This window comes from Anaerotruncus sp. 1XD42-93 (assembly GCF_009917605.1).
Lineage (GTDB): Bacteria > Bacillota > Clostridia > Oscillospirales > Ruminococcaceae > Anaerotruncus.
The window spans coordinates 68,574-89,057 of the sequence record NZ_QZEG01000005.1 but is presented as its reverse complement, the minus strand read 5'-3'; the positions used below and the strand labels follow the sequence as shown (position 1 = coordinate 89,057).

The window sequence follows — 20,484 nt, the reverse complement described above, 5'->3', positions numbered from 1 at the left end:
TTCAAAGCGCCTGGTCGTAAAGCCGTACAAACGCGGTCTCGTCCAGCATGAAATCCATCTCCATGTCCTCATCAAGCTCGATCGTAATGATCCCGCTCAGACCGTCATAGCCGATCAGCTCGCCCACGAACTCACGGACCCCGTCCACCGGCCGGATCAGGCGGACCAGCACATCACATCCCATATACTTTTTAAAGTGCCAGCTCTTGGACAGCTTGCGCTCCACTCCGGGCGACCCGACCTCCAGGCAGTAGCTCTGTTCGATCGGGTCGGCGGCGTCGAGCAGATCGCTGACCGCGCGGGAAAACGCCTCGCAGGTATCGAGGTCGATCCCATCGGGGTCCTTGTCGATGTAGTAGCGCAGATACCATCCCGCGCCCTCCTTCTCAAACACCACATCCCAGAAATAGATTCCCATCTGTTCCGCCACCGGTGCGGCGAGCGCCTCGCAGACTGCTGCGGTGTTCTGTTTTTTTCCTTTCGGCTGGGCCAACCCAATCCCCCCATACATAAACGAAAGAGTGAGGCGTTCCCCACTCTTTCACGTCATTGTCTATTCTTACTATTAGCCATTTTACCACAGGTTTGCATCTAATGCAAGGGTTTATCCGGAAAAATCCGCGTCAATTTCCAGGCATTTCAGCTTTTCTGATCCTCCAGACGGATCTGCTTCCGCTTGATCTTTCCCGAAAGGGTTTTGGGCAGCTCGTCCACAAACTCGACGATCCGCGGATATTTATATGGTGCAGTCTCCTTCTTGACATGGTTTTGCAGCTCCTTTTTGAGCGCATCGGACGCCTGGTACCCCCGCGCCAGCACAACCGTTGCCTTGACCACCTGTCCGCGCACCGGATCGGGCGCAGCGGTGACCGCGCATTCGAGCACAGACGGGTGGGTCAGCAGTGCGCTCTCGACCTCGAACGGCCCGATCCGGTAGCCGGAGCATTTGATCACGTCGTCGTTGCGGCCCACAAACCAGATATAGCCTTCGCTGTCGCGCCAGGCGGTGTCGCCGGTCGAATACATATTGTTGTAAAATGCGGCGGCATTGGCGTCCGGGTCGCCGCGGTATTCGACCAACAGGCCTGCCGGACGGTATTTGTCGAGATTTTTGACCACGATGGTACCCACGATACCGTCTTCACAGGGATTCCCGTCCTCGTCTACGATGTCGAGGTCGTAGAGCGGGGAGAACTTGCCGGTGGAACCGGGCTTGGGCGGGAACCATGGGAAATTCGCGATGATGACGGTGGTTTCCGACTGTCCAAACCCTTCGGCCAGTTCCAGGCCGGTGGCCTTTTTGAACTGGTTAAACACCTCGGGGTTGAGCGGCTCGCCCGCGATGGTGCACCGCTTGAGGGAGGAGAGGTCGTATTTAGACAGGTCCTCCTTGATAAGGAACCGGTAAACGGTGGGCGGTGCGCAGAAGGTGGCCGGGCGCAGCCGCTCAAGGGTGGTGAGCAGATGGTGCGGGTCGAACCGCCCTTCCACATCATAGGCCACGATCACCGCCCCGCAGATCCACTGCCCATAGATTTTCCCCCAGCCGAACTTGGCCCAGCCGGAGTCCGCCTGCACAAAATGCAGGCCGCCATCCTGCACCTGATGCCAATAATGTGCGGTGGTGATATGCCCGAGCGGGTAGGTAAAGTTGTGGACGATCAGTTTGGGCATCCCGGTGGTGCCCGAGGTGAAATAGCCGAGCATCAGGTCATCGTTGCGGGTGGCCTGTTCACCGGCCGGGCGCGGGAATGAGAACCCGAACTTTGCGGCCTCCCGCCGGAAATCGAGGAACCCGTCCGGGATCTCCCCGCCGACCACCGCGACATGCGCCAGCGTCGGGCACTGGGAGCGCACCTGCTGGATGTTGTAAAGCAGCTCGGGCTCGTCGACACAGGTAATCATCCGGATGCCCGCCTTGTTGCAGCGGTATTCGATGTCGTGGGGCATGAGCTGGTAGGTCGCCGGGATCACGACCGCGCCGAGCCTGTGCAGCGCAAGCATACAGACCCAGGCTTCGACCCGCTGCTTGAGCACCAACATCACGAAATCGCCCTTTTGGATGCCGAGCGACTGGTAAAAGCAGGCCGCTTGGCTGGAGAGCCGGGAGAGGTCGCCAAACGAAAGCCGCTTTTCGTGGTGTCCGCCGTCCACCCAGACGAGCGCAGGTTTATCCGGATCCTGCTCCGCCCAACCGTCGATCACATCATAGGCGAAGTTGAACCCCTCCGGGATATTCAGCCGGTAGTTTGCCTTGAAATCTTCATAGGAGTCGAACTCCATCCGGGGAAGAAATTTTTCCACCATTGCCGCCACCCCCTATTCGTTGATGATCGTGAGGAACCGCACCGGCCCGCCGACCGCGCGCTGTCCATGCGGGGTCATTGGATTGAAAAATGCGCTGTCCCCCGCTTGGAGCAGGAATTCCCGTCCACCGATCACAAGCTGGACCGTCCCCTCGATCACATAGTTGAACTCCTGCCCGCCGTGTACCACCAGCTCGGGACCTTTTTCCATCGGCTCAAGGTCGACGATCATCGGATCGAACATCCGCCCGATATAATTGAACGCAAGCGAGCTGAATTTATAGCCGTCGTACCGCTCGACCGATACCCCTTTGCCGCCCCGGACGATCGTGTAATCGCTCATCCGCGGCGCATCGCCGGTCAGCAGGACGGTCGGGTCTACCCCCAGCGCCTCCGCCACCCCGTAGATCACCCCGATCGGGATGTCTGCTTCCGCGTTTTCATAGCTCTGGTAGACCTCCGGAGAAACGTTCACCCTTCCGGCAAGCTCCTCCGCATCCACCTCCAGAATCTCCCGCAGTTCCCGGATACGTCCGGCAATCTGCCTGATCTGATCGTTCATACAGCTCTCCTCCGTTTCGTTTTGAACACCTTATTCTATTGCGAATATTTCAGCCTTTATTTTACACGCCGCACAGCTGGTTGGCAAGTGGCAGAATCCCCTTTTTACCCGGCAAATCCGCTGGTTTCCGATGGGAAATGGGGGAAGATGGCGGCTTCATATGCGTTATTGATAAAACCAAGGGTAATTTTACTGTTTATTTCTTGCAATTTGACCTGTTGAACAAATTGTGAAGATACGATAAACTGGAAGTATCCCATTTGTAAAAAAACGTCGGTAGTTGTAGGAAGCTGTTGTTTTGCGTCACTCAAACGAATAGCTTCCCATTTTCTTTTGGAGGGTTGGCATGGAGCTTTTAAAACAGCGGATCCGCAAAGACGGGCTTGTGAAGGCGGGCAATGTCCTCAAGGTGGACAGCTTTCTGAACCATCAGATGGACGTCCGCCTGTTTGCCGAGATCGGAAAGGAATTCAAGCGCCGGTTTGCCGGCTGCGGCGTCAACAAAATACTGACCATCGAAGCGTCCGGCATTGGGATCGCCTGCATTGCAGCGCAGTATTTCGATGTGCCGGTCGTTTTTGCAAAGAAGAGCCAGAGCAAGAACATTGATGGAGAGGTGTTCACCTCCCGGGTCGAGAGCTTCACACACGGCCGTGTGTATGACATCCTTGTCTCGAAAAAGTTCCTTGGCCCGCAGGACCGGGTGCTGATTATCGACGATTTCCTCGCCAAGGGCAGCGCGCTCCAGGGGCTGTGCAAGCTGGTGGAGGATTCGGGCGCCGAACTGGTGGGCGCGGGGATTGTGATCGAGAAGGGGTTCCAGGACGGCGGCAGGCTGATCCGCGGGAGCGGCGTGCGGGTGGAATCGCTTGCCATCATCGACCGGATGGACGATCAGACCGGCGAGTTGTTTTTCCACTGAAACAGCGGACGAAACATCCGGTCCGGCGGCTAAGACAGCCGCTTCGAATGGTTGTACCCGGCAATTCGGCCGGTTGCAATAGAGAACCCGTATTCACAACCATTTGACACCGTCTGAGCGGGTCTTTTGCCGGCCTGCCGCGTTGAAAAACCTTGCAATACACAAAGTATTGTCTGCGTTTTTTCGCCTCGCAGGGCAGCAAAATCCCTCGCCCATCCGGCATCCCCTGATTATGAATACAGGTTCCAGAGTTTTAGGAAGATTGACTGAAAACAGGAGGAAAAAACGAAATGAATCAGATGAAACGGATTTTGGCGTCCCTGCTGGCAGTTTCGATGCTGGCATTTGCGTCGGGCTGCGGCGGCAGCTCGAGCGCTCCGGCCAGCTCGGCACCTGCCAGCTCAGCTCCCGCCAGTTCGGAGGCGCCCGCCCAGTCTCAGAGTGCGGAGTCCACGCCTGCCCCGTCCGAGGTAGCGTCCGCAACTCCCGAGCGCTCGGAGGGTTCCGCGTGGTTCGGCGCAAGCAGCGATCCGCTCCCGGCGATCGCGGTTGAGGACCTCAAGGTTGGCGTAATCCACATCACCGACCCGGCGGAGGGCTCGGGCTACACCTACACCCACGATCAGGGGATCGTCGGGATGCAGGAAAACATCGGCCTCAAACCGGAGCAGATCATCCGCAAGAACAATGTCAACGACCAGGATGCCAGCGCGATCGAAACCGCGATCCTCGAGTGCATCGAGGAAGGCTGCCAGGTCATCTTTGCGACCAGCTGGGGCTATATGGACACCTGCGAGGCGATCGCGGAGGAGTACCCGGAGGTCATCCTCTCTCACGGCACCGGCTATAAGAGCAACGGCGCAAACTTCAATAACTATTTTGGCCGGATCTACCAGGCACGTTACCTGACCGGTATCGCCGCCGGCCTCAAGACCAAGACCAACAAGATCGGTTACGTTGCCGCGCAGAACAGCGAGAACTCGGAGGTCACCGGCGGCTGTGACGCGTTCGCAATGGGCGTCTACTCGGTCAACCCGGACGCAGAGGTCTATGTCAAGGTCACCGGCAGCTGGTTTGACCCCGAGGGTGAAAAACAGGCTGCGGAAGCGCTGATCGCCGAGGGCTGCGACGTAATCGGCCAGCACTGCGACACCCCCAATCCCCAGCTTGCCGCGGAGGAGAAGGGTGTCTGGGGCGTTGGCTACAACTCGGATATGTCCAAGGATGCGCCGAAAGCGGTCCTGACCTCGACTGTTTGGGATTGGTCGGCTTACTACACCGCAGCTGTCCAGCGGGTGATCGCGGGCGAGTGGAACGGCCAGAACTATTTCGGCGGTATGGCTGACGGGCTGGTCGCATATTCCCCGCTCTCCGACCTCTGTGAAGAGGGCACCGCGGAGGCGATTGACGCTGTTCAGCAGAAGATCATGAGCGGCGAGTGGGATGTGTTCACCGGCCCGATCGAGGACAACCAGGGCAACGTGGTCTGCGCTGAGGGCGAGAAACTGGACGACGCCACCATCACCGGCGGCATCAACTGGTATTTCAAAAACGTTACCGTAAAATAAGAATCTATGAAAAGGGCGGCCTCGTTCGGCAGGCCGCCCTTTTTCAGAAAGACCAGCTTCAAAACCCCTATCCTTTTTTCAAAAGGACAGAACCAAAAGTTTCGCCCGCCTTTGAAAAGGCGGAGCCTTTTGCCGCGCCCCGCAGGGGGCGGAATCTTTGATCCCACGAAGCGGCAGGAGGGGGCGTCTCGGCTGCTGTCCCCCCCCCGGGACAGGTGCCCCGCACACTGGGCAAGACACACGGGTTGCCCGGTGTGGAGGACACAGGAAAGCAAAACAGATAGAGACAAAAGTTTTGGGAGGTATTATGGCCGCAACTACGGAATATGCAATCGAATGCCGGAAGATCACCAAACGGTTTGGAAGCGTTGTCGCAAACGACCAGATCGACCTGGACGTCCGGTACGGCGAGATCCTCGCCCTGCTCGGGGAGAACGGCTCGGGCAAAACCACCCTGATGAACATGCTCTCGGGCATCTACCACCCCGATTCGGGGTCGATCTCGATCGGCGGGCAGGAGGTCACGATCAACTCCCCGCTCGACGCGATGCGGCTGGGCATCGGGATGATCCACCAGCACTTCAAGCTGGTAGACGTTTTTTCCGCGATGGATAACATTGTCCTCGGTTCACAGGAAAAGCGCCTGAGTCCGAAAGCCCTGCGGGAGCGGGTGCTTGGGATCTGCCAGTCGGTCGGGCTGGAGATCGACCCGGACAAGAAAATTTACGATATGTCGGTAAGTGAGAAGCAGACGGTGGAAATCCTCAAGGTGCTCTACCGCAGCGCCCGGATTTTGATTCTCGACGAGCCGACCGCTGTGCTCACTCCGCAGGAGACCGAAAAACTGTTCACGATCCTGCGCCGGATGCGGGAGCAGGGATGCGCCATCATCATCATTACCCATAAATTGCAGGAGGTGCTCGAACTGAGCGACCGGGTCACCATCCTCTGGAAAGGGCGGAGCATCGACACGGTGGTCACCGCCGAATCGGACCAGAGAAAGCTCACCGAACTGATGGTCGGCCGGCCGGTCAGCCTGCGGATCAACCGTCCCGAGCCGGAAAACGTCTCGACCGTCATGCGGATCGAATCGCTCTTTGTCAACAAGCCGGACGGCGCGCCCGCGCTGGGCGGGATTTCCGCCGAGGTGCGCACCGGGGAAATCCTTGGGGTCGCCGGTGTTGCCGGAAGCGGGCAGAAGGAGCTGTGTGAGGCAATCGCAGGGTTGGTGCCGGTGCAGAGCGGTCAGATCCTGTTCAACGGGGAAAATATCGTCGGCAAGACCCCGGCCCAGATCATCGACCTCGGTATCCATATGGGGTTTGTCCCGGAGGACCGGCTCGGCATGGGGCTGGTCGCCTCGATGGGGATGGTTGATAACATGCTGCTCAAATCCTACCGTACCTCAAAAGGGGTCTGCATCGACCGCAAACCCGCCCGCGCGCTCGCCGAATCGCTGGTGCAAAAGCTCGAGATCGTCACCCCCGGCGTGGATACCCCGGTGCGGCTGATGTCGGGCGGCAATGTCCAGAAGGTGCTGCTCGGCCGGGAGATCGAGTCCAATCCGAGTGTGCTGGTCACCGCCTACCCGGTGCGCGGGCTGGACATCAACTCGTCCTATGTGGTTTACGACCTGCTCAATGAGCAGAAAAAACGCGGGGTCGCGGTGGTGTTTGTCGGGGAGGACCTCGACGTGCTGCTCGAACTGAGCGACCGGATTCTCGTGCTCTGCCACGGGCGGATTACCGGCGTGGTGGATGCGCGCACCGCAACCAAGGAACAGATCGGCCTGCTGATGACAGGCGCTGACTCTCAGGAGGTGGCTTCATGAGCACGCAAACCGGATATATGAGCAAGGAACCGCTGCTGCGGGTGGTCAAGCGGGCGGAAAAGCCCACCCGCCAGATCATGCTGCTGCGCGCGGAGGCGCTCGTTTTCGCGCTGGTTGCGGGCGGTGTGTTCATCCTGCTGATCGGGTACAACCCGTTTGAAATCTACGGGACCATCCTTTCGGGCGCGTTCCGCAGCAAGATGGCGATACAGGCGACGGTCAAGGTCATGATCCCGCTGCTGATCTCCTCGCTTGGGGTCACCCTCGCCTTCAAGATGAAATTCTGGAACATCGGCGCAGAGGGGCAGATTATCGCCGGTGCAATCTGCGCTTCCTATTTCGCGCTCTACCACAGTTCGTGGAACCACGTCCTGCTGGTCACAGTCATGTTTCTTGCCGGAATTGTCGGCGGCGGGCTGTGGGGCCTGATCCCCGCCCTGTTCCGGGTGAAATGGGGCACCAACGAAACCCTCTTCACCCTGATGCTCAACTACATTGCCCTGCATGTGGTCAACTTCCTGCGGGACGGCCCGTGGAAAGACCCCGGCTCGCAGGGGTTCCCAAAGATCGCCCGGTTTGACAAGAACGCCGCGCTGGATAAGCTGTTGGGCGTACAGATTGGCTGGGTGGTCGCGCTGGCGCTGGCCGCGCTGGTACTCTTCTACCTGCGCAGCACCAAACACGGCTATGAGATCAGCGTAGTGGGCGAAAGCAGCGACACCGCGCGCTATGCGGGCATGGATGTCAAAAAGATCGTGCTGCGCACCATGTTCCTCTCGGGCGCGGTCTGCGGGATCGCCGGCATGGTGCAGGCGACCGGCTCGGACATCACCCTGACCAACGCGGTTGCCGGCGGCGTGGGGTTCACCGCGATCATCGTTGCATGGCTCTCCCGGCTCAATCCGGTCACCATCGTGATCGTCTCGTTCCTCTTCTCGGTGCTCGAGAAGGGAAGCAGCGTTGTGCAGTCCAGCTTCGGGCTTTCGACCGACTGTGCGGACGTCCTCCAGGCGGTCATCCTGTTCTTTGTGCTCGGCTGCGAATTTTTCATCCGCTATGGATTTGTCGTCCGCAAGAAAGGAGGCGCTGCATAATGGACCTGTTCATCAAATTCCTAGTCGCCGCTGTCGGCGCGGGCACCCCGCTGCTCTTTGGTACGGTGGGCGAGATCATCAGCGAAAAGGTGGGGCACCTCAATCTCGGCGTCGAGGGGATGATGTCGATCGGCGCCTGTGCGGGCTTTATGGTTGGCTATTTTACCGACAGTTTCCTGCTTGCATTGGTGGCTGCATTCGTCGCCGCTGCGCTCTCTGCCTTGATCTATGCGTTCCTGACCGTCACGCTGATGGCAAACCAGAACGTCACCGGTCTGACCCTCACCATCTTCGGGATCGGGCTTTCCAACTTCATCGGCGTTTATATGCTCGAACGCTCCCCAAACGGCACCCTCAAGCTGCCCGAGCGGATCACCGCGAGTATGCGCAGTATCCATATCCCCGTCCTGAGCGACCTGCCGGTGGTCGGGGAACTGCTCTTCTCCTATACCCCGTTCGTTTATCTCGGGGTAGCGGTCGCGCTCCTGATGGGCTTCTACCTCTTCCGCACCAAAACCGGCCTGAACGTGCAGGCAATCGGCGAAAATCCCGCGGCGGCGGATGCGGCAGGCATCGAGGTCAGCCGGTGGAAGTACATCAATATTGTGCTCGGCGGCGGCATCTGCGGAATCGGCGGCGCTTACTGTTCCATGATTATCAATGGCGGCGTCTGGATCAGCGACAATGTCGGCGGGCTGGGCTGGATTTCGGTCGCGCTCGTCATCTTTGCCGCCTGGAAGCCGCAGATGGCGATTCTCGGGTCGTTCGTATTCGGCGCGCTGCGCATCCTGAAATATTACATGCCCAAGAGTATCGTCGACCTGCCGGTCGCGTTTTATGACATGCTCCCGTTCCTGATTACCGCGCTCGTGCTGATCCTCAGCTCGGTGCACGCATCAAGAGGGGTCAACATCCCTGCAAATCTGGGCAACAACTATTTCCGTGAAGAACGCTGATATTGCTTCTCAAAAGCGGGTATTCAGAAGAGGGGGCTTTTTGCAAGTGAAAAGCCCCCTCTTTGCTTCGGCTGCAAATCAGAGCCAATTCACCCTCAAAATGTGCTTCCCAGGATGGGGTATTCCGCCGCGTACGCGCGGCGGCGGGGGCGCTGCCCCTCGACCCCGCAATTTTTTAAAAAAAATTGAGTAAAACTTTAAATTGTGAAGAGAAGAAATCCGCCCAGCTTACCGGAGGCTGAGAGCCCGAAAAGCCCCGAGGAGGGCGCCTTGCGCCTGTCAGTTTGGTCTGGAACCAAACTCACGCTGTCTCACTGCCCCTCGACCCCGCAATTTTTTGACTGCCGCCGCAGCGGCGTACATAGGTCAACCGGCGCGAAGCGCCAGCTCCTAGGCCGGAGCAAAAAATCGCGTAAAACTTAGAACCTGTATTCATAATCAGAGGATGCCGGATGGGCGAGGGATTTTGCTGCCCTGCAAGGCGAAAAAACGCAGACAATCCTTTGTGTATTGCAAGATTTTTCAACGCGGCAGGCCGGCAAAAGACCCGCTCAGACGGTGTCAAATGGTTGTGAATACGGGTTCTTAAATGCAAAAAAAGTTTTAGAAAAGAGGAGACTCCATGTCGTGCCGAATTCCAGCTCTGTTTCTTGCTTTCCTCCTGATTTTTATGCTAACCGCCTGCATTAGCAGGACGAGCGGTTTGAACGCTTCATCAAGGGGAATGTCCTCTATTTCTCCTGAAAGCGCAGGGGATTCCAGGTCTGCTCTGGAAGCATCGGAATCTATCCCTAATGACGGGGATTCCTCCTCTCAAGCCTCTGCCAGGAATCCCACGAAGATCGTCTATCCGCAGCTGGCAGACGAGCGCCTCACCTCCTCGGCGCTGTACCAGAGGGCGTTGGGGCAGCCCTCGGTGATTATCTATCAGGACGAAGTGCTCACCGATCCCCAGCCTGTGCGGGATTTTATGGAATCCGTGGACGAGGGAATGGATTGCGGCCTTTATATCTACACGTTCCGGTTGGACCACAACGGCGAGCCAGACTGCTACCTTGCCCACTTTATTTCCACAGAAAGCGCCATCACTTATAGCGGCGCTTATGAAAACAACTGGGACGCGCTCACGGAAAGCGGCTGTTCCAAGGTTACTTCTATCTCTTTCAATGAATACGGGTTCCTGGTTTATGAGGTGGAATCCAGCAGTGAAGCTTCCGGAACCCAGGTGGTCAACAACCGCGCTCTTTACAACAATGCAGAAGAACGCCAGAAGATGTATGACACCTATCTTGTTCCTATTTATTATACCGCACTGGGGAACCGTGTTTGGGCATCTCCTGAAGAACTGGCCAGCTGGATCTGGCTTTTTGAGGATCTTTATAACTATGAAAATGACGATACGCCATGGGACCGTTTCGGCAGCAACTGGCCAGTAGACGCTATGGTAAAGACGCTTTCCCGCTATTTCGAGGGCGTCACAGCCGACATGGTGATCAGCGAGCCGAAATATGCCGATGCCTACGACCCCGAGACCAATACAATCTTTTATGAGGGTGGCCGGGGCGGCGGGCCGCTCTGCCTCCGCGTTACCAGCTGGATGCAGGAGGGGGATCGGCTCGTGATCGACTATGAAGGCTACGAATATTACTCTGGGGTCCCGTGGGAGGATGGCTTCTACACCCTCACTGTCAAGACCATGGAGGACGGCAGTTTTCGCTACCTTTCCAATCTGCCCCGAAACTGACCAGCCAAGATCAAATAAAAAACGGCCCTGCCCGTTTCTCTCAAAAGCCAAGGAGGTTCCGCCATGCTAACCACCATCGCCCTCAACAAACAACAGCAGCTCGCTGTGGAAAACCTGTCTGACCACCTCCTGCTTCTGGCGGGGGCCGGTACCGGCAAGACCAATACCCTGGCACATCGGGTCGCAAACCTGCTGGTCTCGGGGGCGGCCGAACCGGCGGAAATCCTCTGCCTGACCTTCACCAACCGCGCCTGCAAGGAGATGACCGAGCGGATCGCCCAGATTGCCGGGGAACCGGCGGAAGAGGTCACCGTACGGACGATCCACAGTTTTTGTGCGTGGCTGCTGCGCAGTATGCCCCAGCGCCTCACCGACATCGGGCGGGATTTCGCAATCTGCGACCAGGCGGACTGTCAGGAAGCGATCCGCGAAGTGGTATTCGAAGTGGTCGGGCGGCAGATTGCAGACCATCCGGTGCAGATTTTGCAGCGGTTCATCGGGCTGGTCAAGGACTGCCAGCTCGCCGACCCGTCACTCAGCTCCGTCGACGCTGCGGCATGGCTGTTTTCCCACCGCCCCGAGGCAGTCGAACAGATCTGTGTGGACCCCCGCCGGCAGCCCGACCCCAAATTCCAGCGGTTCCTCGCCCGGTATGGCGGGTCGATCGTGCGGCTGTACAACCGCAAGCTGACCGCGAGCAACCTGCTCGATTTTTCCGACCTGCTGCTTCGTGCGGACGCTCTGCTCGCCGATCCGGAAACCGCAGCCCTCTGGCGGGACCGATACCGGTACATCCATGTCGACGAGGTGCAGGATGTCAGCCTTGCGGAATACGGGCTGCTCTCCCGGCTGTTCGGACGGGCGAATATCCTCTTCTGCGGTGATTTCAACCAGACCATCTACCAATGGCGCGGCTCGGACCCGGAGCGCCTGCTCGCCCGGTTCCGCGCTGACTGCCATCCGGTCGAGATCACGTTTACCCACAACTACCGGAGTAGCGGCCAGCTCCTTTCCGCCGCGCAGAATTTTCTTGCGCGCGCAATGGGACGCGGGCATCCGGACGGGTTTGAACCGCAGTCCCCCGCATGTACCGACCTGGTGTTCCGCCAGTTTGACACGATCCCCGAGGAGGTCGACTGGGTTTACCGGGAGATTGCGCAGCTCCCGGTGGACGATTATTCCCGCGTCGCGATCATCACCCGCTCGAACAAGGCGTGCGCAGATGTCTGCAATCTGCTGAAAACCAGCCGCCTGCACGCGGAAAAACCGATCCGGTTTATGCTCGCCGACGAGTTCCGGCTGTTCAAGACCGCCGAAGTCAAAGACCTGCTCGCCTGCATCAGCCTGTTTGCCAATCCCCAGGATGCGGAAAGCCTCAAGCGGGTGGCAATGCGGCTGGTCCACGGGATCGGGCCTGCGACCGTCGAAGGGATCGTTTCCGGATACCGGGATGGGCTGGGCGTCGCCCTGACCGATTTCACCGACCCGCGCACCCACCTGCACCAGGATTTTTTTGCGCCGCTCCTACAGGCGCTCGAAGCCGGACGGGTGGTGGTGTTCGACGTGGAGTCGACCGGAACCGACGTCTTTCAGGATGAGATCATCCAGATGGCGGGAATCCGGCTCGCCCCGGACGGTTCGGTTGCCGAGCGGTTTGAACGGTTCCTGCGCGCGGGAAAGCCGGTTGGCGATTCGGAGAAGGTACACGGCTTTTCGGACGCCTGGCTCGCCGCACATGGGGAGCCGCCTGCCGATGTGCTCCATGCATTTCTGGATTTTGCCGAGGGATGCGTGATCGTCGGGCATAATGTCGGGTTTGACATGGCGATCACAGCCCGGAACCTGCTTCGGCAGGGCATACAGCGTCCGTTTGACCATCCATTTTACGATACCCTCGATCTCAGCCGCCGGTTCCTGAAAGACCTGGATAACCACAAGCTGGGGACCGTCTCCGCTGCGCTGCATACGGCGCACACCCCGTCCCACGACGCGATGGACGACATCCTCGCCACAGCGGACGTATTGGTCGCGCTGGTCGGGTCCCACCTGCGCCCGCAGACCCTCGCGCGGCAGGGATTTTATCTGCGGTATCTTTCCAGATTTGAGCCGCTCGCCCATCAGCTTGACCTGCTGCGCCCCATTGCACAGCAGGGGGCGTCCCCTCTGATCTCCGCCCTGCTCGATGCGTTCGGCTTCGAAAAGCGGTATGAGCAGCAGCCGGAAAAGTTCGCCAATCTGGTGCTGTTCCAGGACTTCGCGGACGAGCTTTGCGATCCTGCCCAGCCAGCCGCCCAGCAGCTCTCCGAACTGCTCGAGCTGACCGCACTTTCCGCGAGCGAGCTGGAGAAACTCAGCAAAAAGGCCAACAAGGTCTCGGTGATTACCGCACATCAGGCGAAGGGCTGCGAGTTTGACTATGTGTTCCTGCCGATCCTTCAGGACGGTGTGTTTCCCAGCTTTCAGGCGGTCAAAAATGGGGTGCTGGAGGAGGAAAAGCGGGTATTCTATGTCTCGGTCACCCGCGCGAAACAGAAACTGTTCCTCTCCTGCGCGCGATACGGGCTGAACCAGTATAAAAATGCCCCGTCCCGGTTTCTGGAACCGCTTGGATTCCGGCCAGAACCATAAAACCGCACAGAAAAGGGAGCTTTTTCAGCCGAAAAAGCTCCCTTTAACACTATTTCATGTTCGCATATACGCCAAAAGGCCGGCTCCGTTGGGCAGGGATTCAAAGCATGGTCTTGAGCACCCGGTCGACGCTGAAATAAAATGCGTCCTCTCCGGCGATCTCGACCAGGCCCGCCCGCTCAAAATTCCGGCGTACCGTCGGCTGGAGCGACGAAAAGAGCACCCGCTTGCCTTTGCCGGTCGCTTCCCGATAATAGTCAATCAGCATCTGGGTGGTGGTGATATCCGCCGAGGGCACCCCACGCATCGAAAAAATAATCAGTTCTTTCTCTGCAAGCTCCTCGAGTTTCTGCTCGATCACATCCGCAGTCATGAAGAACATCGGGCCGGTGATATAGACAACCGCCCAGTTGTTTCCGCGTCCGTCCCCGCTGTCCAGGCCGAGCCGGGTGAGGTCCACGTCTTCCACCGCCACCTCAAGCGAACAGCTCCGGCTGATAAACACGAGCAGCCCTGCCGCAATCCCGATTACAATCGCCATTGTGAGATCGAGCAGAACGGTTGCGACCATCGTCACAAAAAACTGGAGCATCGCGCCCTTGAACCGGTGGGAGAAGATATACCGGATCGCATGCCATTCGTTCATCCGCCATGCGGTCACCATCAGGACGCCAGCCAGCGCGGAAAGCGGAATCCGGGACATGACCGGGCCGAGCGCAAACATTGCGAGCAGCAGCCCGACCGCATGGAAGATGCTGGTCAGACGGGTTTTCGCACCCGATTTGATCGCTACACTGGTCCGGGCGATTGCGGCGGTCGCCGGGATGCCGCCGAAAAATGGGACGAGCATATTCCCGATCCCCTGCGCGATCAGTTCCTGGTTGCTGTTCAGCCGTACGCCGGTCATCCTTCCTGCCGACGCACCGCAGAGCAGGCTTTCGATCATCCCCAGCAGGGCGATGCTGATCGCCGGGCCGAGCAGGCCGTTGATCCGCTCAAGCGAGATCGACGAGAGGCTGAGCCGGTTCTCCGGAAAGAGGGTTTTGGGAATCTCGCCCACAGACGGAACGTCAAGCCCCAGCAGGATCGCAAAGGCTGTGGCAAGGACGATGCCGATCAGCGAGGCCGGCACCATGCTGTTCCATTTTTTCGGGAAAACCAGCATAAACACCACCACGAAAAGCCCGATGCCCACTGCGGTCCAGTTGGGGGAAAATCCAAGTGTCCGGTAGCTCAGCAGCTTCGCGACCGCCGAGTCCCCCTGCGAAGTCACGCCGAAAAAGTTGTCCACCTGCCCCAGCGCAATGATGACCGCGATCCCCGACGTGAATCCGGTGATGACCGGCGCGGGAATAAAGGTGGTCAGGCGCCCCAGCCGCAGGAGCCCCGCAAGCAGCAGCAGGATGCCCGCCATCAGTGTGGCGAGGAACACCCCCTGCATCTGGTAGTTTGCCACAACCGACATCAGGATCGCAGCCATTGCGCCGGTTGGCCCGGAAATCTGATAGAATGCGCCCCCCAACAGGCTGATGCAGACCCCCGCAACGATCGCCGTGATCAGCCCGGAGGCGGCATCCGCACCGCTTGAGACGCCAAACGCCAGCGCGAGCGGCAGGGCCACCGCTGCCACCGTCAGGCCCGCAAGCAGGTCTTTGAGCAGTGTCGAAAGGTTGTACCCCCGGAACTCCTTTTTCAGGTCGTTTAGATAACGTGCAAACATCTTGTTGTTTCTCCCTCCGTGTTTCCTCAAGAGCAATCTGTCCCCTGCTACTGTCTAAGGCTGTGCCAGATTCCCGTCCTGAAGAAGGGTGCTTTTTCCTGGAAAAAGCACCCTCTGATCCCTGATGAACAGCCAAAACGCTGAACGCAAATACCTGCTTCCAGCGGCGGACTATGTAATTGCAAGCAGGGATTCCGCTTTTTGGCATCCGGAGAGCGGCAGGATCGGCGACGCGGAACAGGCTCTTAATGTTATAGTATAACACGGTTTTTCCAGAATGAAAAGCCGGAATCCCCGCACAGAGCCGCTTTTACGGATTATTTGGAACGGCCGTCCGGACGTTTGCCCTGCAGGACGTTGTGCATATCGAGGATGGTCTGGGAAGCGAGGTCGAAATCCCGGATTTCCTGATAACCCTCGACCAGGTCGCTGTGGACCAGTTCTTTTGCTTCCTCTTCGGGCTTGCGTTTGGGATAGACCGCCCGGAGCATGATCGGCGTAATGACCGTTGTCACCACCACCATAAGCACCACTGGCACCAGAAAAACTGGATTCATCATCCCGCTAGCGATTCCCTTGTTTGCCACGATCAGGGCCACCTCACCACGGGAGACCATGCCCACACCGATGCGGAGCGCTTCCTCTTTGGTATAACCACAGATTTTTGCACTCAGCCCACATCCGATGATCTTGCTGAATACCGCTACCAGCACGATAACAACGGTCAGCAGCGCGGTGGGCAGGGTCATCGAGTCGAGCGATACTTTCAGGCCCACGCTCGCGAAAAAGACAGGGGAGAGGAACATATACGAAAGGGTCTCGCATTTGGAGTTGACGTAGGTGGCGCGGGTGGTGTTCGAGATCATCAGCCCGATGAAGAAGGCGCCGATGATGTCCGCCACGCCGAACACCTCTTCTGCGATGTAGGCATAGAAGAAGCAGAACGCCAGCGAGATGATCGCGAACCGTTTCCTGTTCCAGGAGGCCGAGTCCATCCATTTCTGGATCAGGGTGTGGAGGAACTTTCCAAGCACCGCAGTCACGGCAAAGAACAGCACAACCTTGAGCATCACCAGCCCCAGCTTGACCGACTGGTCGGAAGCACTGGTAATAAAGGTGAGCAGAATCAGTCCGAGGATGTCGTCGATCAGTGCGGCTCCAAGGATCGCGTTGCCTGACCGGGTGGAGAGCTTGCCCATCTCCTTGAGGGTCTCAACGCTGATCGAAACCGAGGTTGCAGTGAGGATGGTGCCTACAAACATGTTTTCCCAGAATACCTCGTGACCGCTGTTAAAGGCCGCGGCAGTCAAAAAACCGCCTGCCAACGGGACAAGAACGCCGCATAGGGCGATCAGGAAGGAAGAACCGCCCGACCGGGTCAGCTCCTTCATGTCGGTTTGAAGCCCCGCACCGAACATCAGCACGATAACCCCCAGTTCCGAGATCTGGGACAGAAACTCTGTGGGGGAGAGCAGTCCCAAGATGCTCGGCCCCAAAACCAGTCCTGCGATGAGCGCGCCCACGACCTGCGGCATATCAACCCGCTTGGTCAGGATCGCAAACGATTTTGTCGCCAGCAGGATAATCGCGACATCGAAAATGTAACGATAGGATTCCAAATCAAAAAACCTCCTAACTTCTGTATCGAGCGCCCATAGCCGCCTTTCACTCTCTAAGAACCCGTATTCACAACCATTCAACACCGTCTGATTATGAATACAGGTTCTAAGCCTCTGACCAAAAGGCTGTTGTTTCCTGGACAAGAAGAGGAGAAGAGCGAAAACATCGTCTTTTTCGCTCTTCTCTCGTGTTACCATAGAGTTATACCACTCGTTCAGCTGTTTGTCAACAATTTCTTTTGCTTTTTTTCTGTTCTTTTTTGTGGAGGCAGCCTCATCAATCTAACGAAAAAACATCTGCTGATATAGGCAAATTCGACAAAGCCCTTCCTTTCGAAATAATTTAGAAAGATTTTTTCATACTAAATGTTAAATTCTCTTCAAACGGATTTCATATTTGCCTTTTATAATATAGCCATGCCAAACGGGAAGGGGCAATGCGGATGACCAACTGAATGCAGACACCATCTCTCACCACCAGATAAAATAAACAACAACTGTTAGCCTGCCGGATGGGCGGAACACCGGTCCGGCGGGCGGGACAGACAAACGATAACGCCTGCACAGGCTTTTTATAGATCATATCTCCTCCTCTTCTTTTTACTCTTCCAAAAACCCCGGGCGGGATACCTGGTATCCCGCCCGGGGTTTTTGGCTGCATTTGACAATTCCCTCCGGACACAATATACTGAAAGCAATGGGATTCCACCAAGCAAATAATAAGGAGATGCAATGTAGAATGAGCGAATGTACCCATAACTGCGAAACCTGCGGGCAGGACTGCTCCGAGCGCAAAAGCGCCCCTGAGGACTTTCGGGAGCCTCCCCACCCACAAAGCCGGATTGGCAAAGTCATTGGGGTGGTGAGCGGCAAGGGCGGCGTCGGCAAATCCATGGTCACCTCGATGCTTTCGGTTTTGATGCGCCGCCGCGGCCACAAGGTCGGTATTCTGGATGCGGACGTCACCGGGCCTTCGATCCCGCAGGTGTTCGGCATCCATGAGAAGGCAATGGGCACCGAAGAGGGCATCCTGCCGGCCAGAACCAAAACCGGCATTGACATGATCTCGGTAAACCTGCTGCTCGAAAACGAGAGCGACCCGGTCGTCTGGCGCGGCCCAGTGATCGCAGGGGTGATCAAGCAGTTCTGGACCGATGTGATCTGGCAGGATGTCGACTACCTGTTTGTAGACATGCCTCCCGGAACCGGGGACGTACCGCTCACTGTCTTCCAAACCCTCCCTGTGGATGGGATTGTCGTGGTTGCATCCCCGCAGGAGCTGGTTTCGATGATCGTGGAAAAAGCGGTCAAGATGGCGAACATGATGCAGATCCCCATCCTTGGTCTGGTCGAAAATATGAGCTATGTCTCCTGCCCGGACTGCGGCAAACGGATTGCGCTGTTCGGTGAAAGCCATATCGACGAGATCGCCGCCTCCTATCAGCTTCCGGTGCTCGCCAAGCTGCCGGTTGACCCCGCACTTTCCCGGTCGGCGGATCAAGGGGTGATCGAGCTGTTCGAGGGGGACTGGATGGACAGCGCCGCAGATGTCATTGAAAAACTTTAAAAAGCAGGCCGCGAAAAAGTTCGCGGCCTGCTTTTTTGATCCAATCAAAAGGTTTTCTGACGATCCGGTAAGCTTACCCTTTCCTTTTTCTTCAGCAGCTCTTCCCCAATGCGGATCACATCCTGCCGGACACGCTCCCGCGCTTCGGGAGACAGGTCTTCCGGCGGCAGCAGGGTGCTCTGGGAGCAGGCCCCGTTTTTCTTCCAGCGTGTATAAATCCTCTTGCTATAGACCCCATCCGGATGGAGGATCCCGCGTTCCCTGTCCCCGAGGTCAACAACCTGGTCAACCTCAACCGGACCGTAGTATCCTGCATCGAATACCATATGCACCACCCCTGCCCTATATTTATGCACCGGTTCGCCCCTTCTATGATTTTTTAAAGTGGGGGCATGGGGAAACCACTTTGCGATTTGCCATCAAACGTGGTATAATAGCTGATATACCACGTTTGATGGCCAGGACGATGCGCAGGCAAAGCCTGCTCCTGCCCCGATGGCCCGCAATACCAGCCCAGCTCCCAATCGCGGCAAATTATCTGACATTAAAAAAATCACATCCGTTGGAAAAGAGGAAACAGAATGAACCAGAACATGGACTATCGTTTCTCCCATGAAAGGATGCCCAAACTGATCGTTTCGCTTGCGGCGCCTGCGATCGCCGCACAGATCATCAACGCACTTTACAACATTGTGGACCGGATGTACATTGGGCAGATGCCCGGGGACGGCACATTGGCGCTCACCGGCGTGGGGATCACCTTCCCGATCATCATGATGGTTTCCGCGTTTTCCGCCCTGATCGGTTTTGGCGGTGCACCGCTTTCGTCAATCAAGCTGGGCGAAGGCGACCGGGAGGGCGCGGAGCGGATACTGGGGTTCTGCTTCTCGATGCTGATCGGCTGTGCACTGGTCCTGACAGTCCTGCTGCTGCCTGCCCAGAACTATCTGCTTCCGCTTTTCGGCGCAAGCCCGGATACCATGCCCTACGCCTCGAGCTATCTCCAGATCTATCTGACCGGCACGATCAGTGTACAGCTTGCGCTGGGGATGAACCAGTTTGTCTCGGCGCAGGGGTTCGCCAAAACGGCGATGTTCACCGTCTGCATCGGCGCTGCCCTCAACATCCTCCTCGACCCAATCCTGATCTTCGGGTTCGGCCTGGGGGTGCGCGGCGCCGCATGGGCCACTGTCATTTCTCAGACCGTCTCGGCTGTCTGGGTGCTGTCGTTCTTTTTCTTGGGCCGCTCCAACCTGCGCCTGCGGGTCAAAAACATGAAATTTGAGTGGAAGATTGCGTGCAATGTCCTGGGGCTGGGGATGTCCCCGTTTATCATGCAGAGCACCACAAGCCTTGTACAGGTGGCCTTCAATTCCTCCCTCGCCTACTATGGCGGAGACCTCTATGTGGGCGCAATGGTCATCCTCAACAGCGTGATGCAGTTTGCGCTGATGCCGGCTATGGGGGTCGCGCAGGGCGCGCAGCCGATCATTGGTTACAACTACGGCTCGGGTGACCATGACCGCGTCCGCTCGGCGATCCGATACAGCACCTTTTTCTGTGTCCTGTTCTCCGGGGTAGTCTGGACGCTCACCGTCTTTTTCCCCACCATCCCGGTTCGGATGTTCACCAGCAGCCCGGAGTTGATCGGCCTGACCGCCCAGACCATGCGTGTATTTTTCCTCGGTATCCTGATCTTTGGGTTCCAGATCGCGTTTCAGCAGGCGTTTGTCGCGCTGGGGCAGGCGAAAGTCTCGATCTTCATTGCCGCGCTGCGCAAGCTGATCCTGCTGATCCCGCTGATCCTCTTCCTGCCCAAGCTGCTGCCATCCCCGGTCTGGGGCGTTATCATCGCGGAGCCGGTTGCGGATACGATCGCTGCGGTGACCTGCATCATCCTGTTCCGGCTTAGAATCCGCGCACTGCTGCATACAGGAAACCGGCCGGCTGATGTCTCTGAATCATAA

Annotated in this window: 16 protein-coding genes; 9 read left to right on the top strand and 7 right to left on the bottom strand. The window is 57.7% G+C overall.

The features are described from left to right. Position 1: 1 nt before the first annotated feature. From rimP to D5269_RS03480, 4 genes are all read right to left on the bottom strand, one after another. A complete protein-coding gene (gene rimP / locus D5269_RS03495) occupies positions 2 to 493 on the bottom strand; it encodes a ribosome maturation factor RimP (RefSeq protein ID WP_120482559.1) in 492 nt (163 codons plus the stop codon). Between the two features lie 146 nt (positions 494 to 639). Further along, positions 640 to 2,307: an AMP-binding protein gene (locus D5269_RS03490; protein WP_120482561.1), complete on the bottom strand. Its 1,668-nt coding sequence runs from the start codon at positions 2,305 to 2,307 to the stop codon at positions 640 to 642. 12 nt (positions 2,308 to 2,319) lie between these two features. Continuing rightward, positions 2,320 to 2,868, bottom strand: a complete 549-nt coding sequence (locus D5269_RS03485; RefSeq protein ID WP_120482563.1) for an XRE family transcriptional regulator — start codon at positions 2,866 to 2,868, stop codon at positions 2,320 to 2,322. 104 nt (positions 2,869 to 2,972) lie between these two features. Further along, a complete protein-coding gene (locus D5269_RS03480; RefSeq protein WP_022788599.1) occupies positions 2,973 to 3,179 on the bottom strand; it encodes a hypothetical protein in 207 nt (68 codons plus the stop codon). A gap of 35 nt (positions 3,180 to 3,214) precedes the next feature. Between D5269_RS03480 and D5269_RS03475 the strand changes: the two genes are divergently transcribed. From D5269_RS03475 to D5269_RS03445, 7 genes are all read left to right on the top strand, one after another. Next, positions 3,215 to 3,790, top strand: a complete 576-nt coding sequence (locus D5269_RS03475; RefSeq protein ID WP_016317402.1) for a xanthine phosphoribosyltransferase — start codon at positions 3,215 to 3,217, stop codon at positions 3,788 to 3,790. 290 nt (positions 3,791 to 4,080) lie between these two features. Then, positions 4,081 to 5,358, top strand: coding sequence for a BMP family ABC transporter substrate-binding protein (locus tag D5269_RS03470; protein ID WP_016317403.1), 1,278 nt, complete (start codon positions 4,081 to 4,083; stop codon positions 5,356 to 5,358). A 307-nt stretch (positions 5,359 to 5,665) separates the two neighbouring features. After that, positions 5,666 to 7,189 (top strand): ABC transporter ATP-binding protein, encoded by a 1,524-nt coding sequence (locus D5269_RS03465; protein WP_120482565.1) that lies wholly within the window; start codon positions 5,666 to 5,668, stop codon positions 7,187 to 7,189. Then, positions 7,186 to 8,283: an ABC transporter permease gene (locus D5269_RS03460; RefSeq protein WP_120482567.1), complete on the top strand. Its 1,098-nt coding sequence runs from the start codon at positions 7,186 to 7,188 to the stop codon at positions 8,281 to 8,283. Before D5269_RS03465 ends, D5269_RS03460 begins: the two co-directional genes overlap by 4 nt. After that, positions 8,283 to 9,239 (top strand): ABC transporter permease, encoded by a 957-nt coding sequence (locus D5269_RS03455; protein ID WP_120482569.1) that lies wholly within the window; start codon positions 8,283 to 8,285, stop codon positions 9,237 to 9,239. Before D5269_RS03460 ends, D5269_RS03455 begins: the two co-directional genes overlap by 1 nt. A 724-nt stretch (positions 9,240 to 9,963) precedes the next feature. Further along, positions 9,964 to 10,983: a hypothetical protein gene (locus D5269_RS03450; RefSeq protein ID WP_207709093.1), complete on the top strand. Its 1,020-nt coding sequence runs from the start codon at positions 9,964 to 9,966 to the stop codon at positions 10,981 to 10,983. A gap of 63 nt (positions 10,984 to 11,046) precedes the next feature. Then, complete coding sequence (locus D5269_RS03445) at positions 11,047 to 13,611, top strand: 3'-5' exonuclease (protein WP_166545131.1); 2,565 nt, start codon at positions 11,047 to 11,049, stop codon at positions 13,609 to 13,611. Positions 13,612 to 13,711: 100 nt separating this feature from the next. On the opposite strand, the gene D5269_RS03440 is transcribed toward D5269_RS03445, so the two are convergent. Further along, a complete protein-coding gene (locus D5269_RS03440) occupies positions 13,712 to 15,331 on the bottom strand; it encodes a SulP family inorganic anion transporter (RefSeq protein ID WP_016317409.1) in 1,620 nt (539 codons plus the stop codon). Between the two features lie 317 nt (positions 15,332 to 15,648). Next, the gene (locus tag D5269_RS03435; protein ID WP_120482575.1) at positions 15,649 to 16,950 is read right to left on the bottom strand and encodes a cation:proton antiporter; all 1,302 of its coding nucleotides are present in this window, start codon (positions 16,948 to 16,950) and stop codon (positions 15,649 to 15,651) included. Between the two features lie 739 nt (positions 16,951 to 17,689). Here D5269_RS03435 and D5269_RS03430 point away from each other — a divergent pair. Next, positions 17,690 to 18,517, top strand: coding sequence for an Mrp/NBP35 family ATP-binding protein (locus tag D5269_RS03430; RefSeq protein WP_120482579.1), 828 nt, complete (start codon positions 17,690 to 17,692; stop codon positions 18,515 to 18,517). Positions 18,518 to 18,561: 44 nt separating this feature from the next. Here the strand turns inward: D5269_RS03430 and D5269_RS03425 are convergent, their stop codons facing one another. Continuing rightward, positions 18,562 to 18,873, bottom strand: coding sequence for a hypothetical protein (locus D5269_RS03425; RefSeq protein ID WP_120482581.1), 312 nt, complete (start codon positions 18,871 to 18,873; stop codon positions 18,562 to 18,564). A 225-nt stretch (positions 18,874 to 19,098) separates the two neighbouring features. On the opposite strand from D5269_RS03425, the gene D5269_RS03420 reads away from it, so the two are divergent. Continuing rightward, positions 19,099 to 20,484, top strand: a complete 1,386-nt coding sequence (locus tag D5269_RS03420; protein WP_166545130.1) for an MATE family efflux transporter — start codon at positions 19,099 to 19,101, stop codon at positions 20,482 to 20,484.

Excerpts from the sequence above, each read along its gene's own strand:
- D5269_RS03460 (WP_120482567.1), top strand. The coding sequence starts at position 7,186 with ATGAGCACGCAAACCGGATATATGAGCAAGGAACCGCTGCTGCGGGTG.
- D5269_RS03485 (WP_120482563.1), bottom strand. The coding sequence starts at position 2,868 with ATGAACGATCAGATCAGGCAGATTGCCGGACGTATCCGGGAACTGCGG.
- D5269_RS03450 (WP_207709093.1), top strand. The coding sequence starts at position 9,964 with ATGTCCTCTATTTCTCCTGAAAGCGCAGGGGATTCCAGGTCTGCTCTG.
- D5269_RS03465 (WP_120482565.1), top strand. The coding sequence starts at position 5,666 with ATGGCCGCAACTACGGAATATGCAATCGAATGCCGGAAGATCACCAAA.
- D5269_RS03430 (WP_120482579.1), top strand. The coding sequence starts at position 17,690 with ATGAGCGAATGTACCCATAACTGCGAAACCTGCGGGCAGGACTGCTCC.
- D5269_RS03445 (WP_166545131.1), top strand. The coding sequence starts at position 11,047 with ATGCTAACCACCATCGCCCTCAACAAACAACAGCAGCTCGCTGTGGAA.
- D5269_RS03455 (WP_120482569.1), top strand. The coding sequence starts at position 8,283 with ATGGACCTGTTCATCAAATTCCTAGTCGCCGCTGTCGGCGCGGGCACC.
- D5269_RS03475 (WP_016317402.1), top strand. The coding sequence starts at position 3,215 with ATGGAGCTTTTAAAACAGCGGATCCGCAAAGACGGGCTTGTGAAGGCG.
- D5269_RS03440 (WP_016317409.1), bottom strand. The coding sequence starts at position 15,331 with ATGTTTGCACGTTATCTAAACGACCTGAAAAAGGAGTTCCGGGGGTAC.
- D5269_RS03470 (WP_016317403.1), top strand. The coding sequence starts at position 4,081 with ATGAATCAGATGAAACGGATTTTGGCGTCCCTGCTGGCAGTTTCGATG.
- D5269_RS03490 (WP_120482561.1), bottom strand. The coding sequence starts at position 2,307 with ATGGTGGAAAAATTTCTTCCCCGGATGGAGTTCGACTCCTATGAAGAT.
- D5269_RS03420 (WP_166545130.1), top strand. The coding sequence starts at position 19,099 with ATGAACCAGAACATGGACTATCGTTTCTCCCATGAAAGGATGCCCAAA.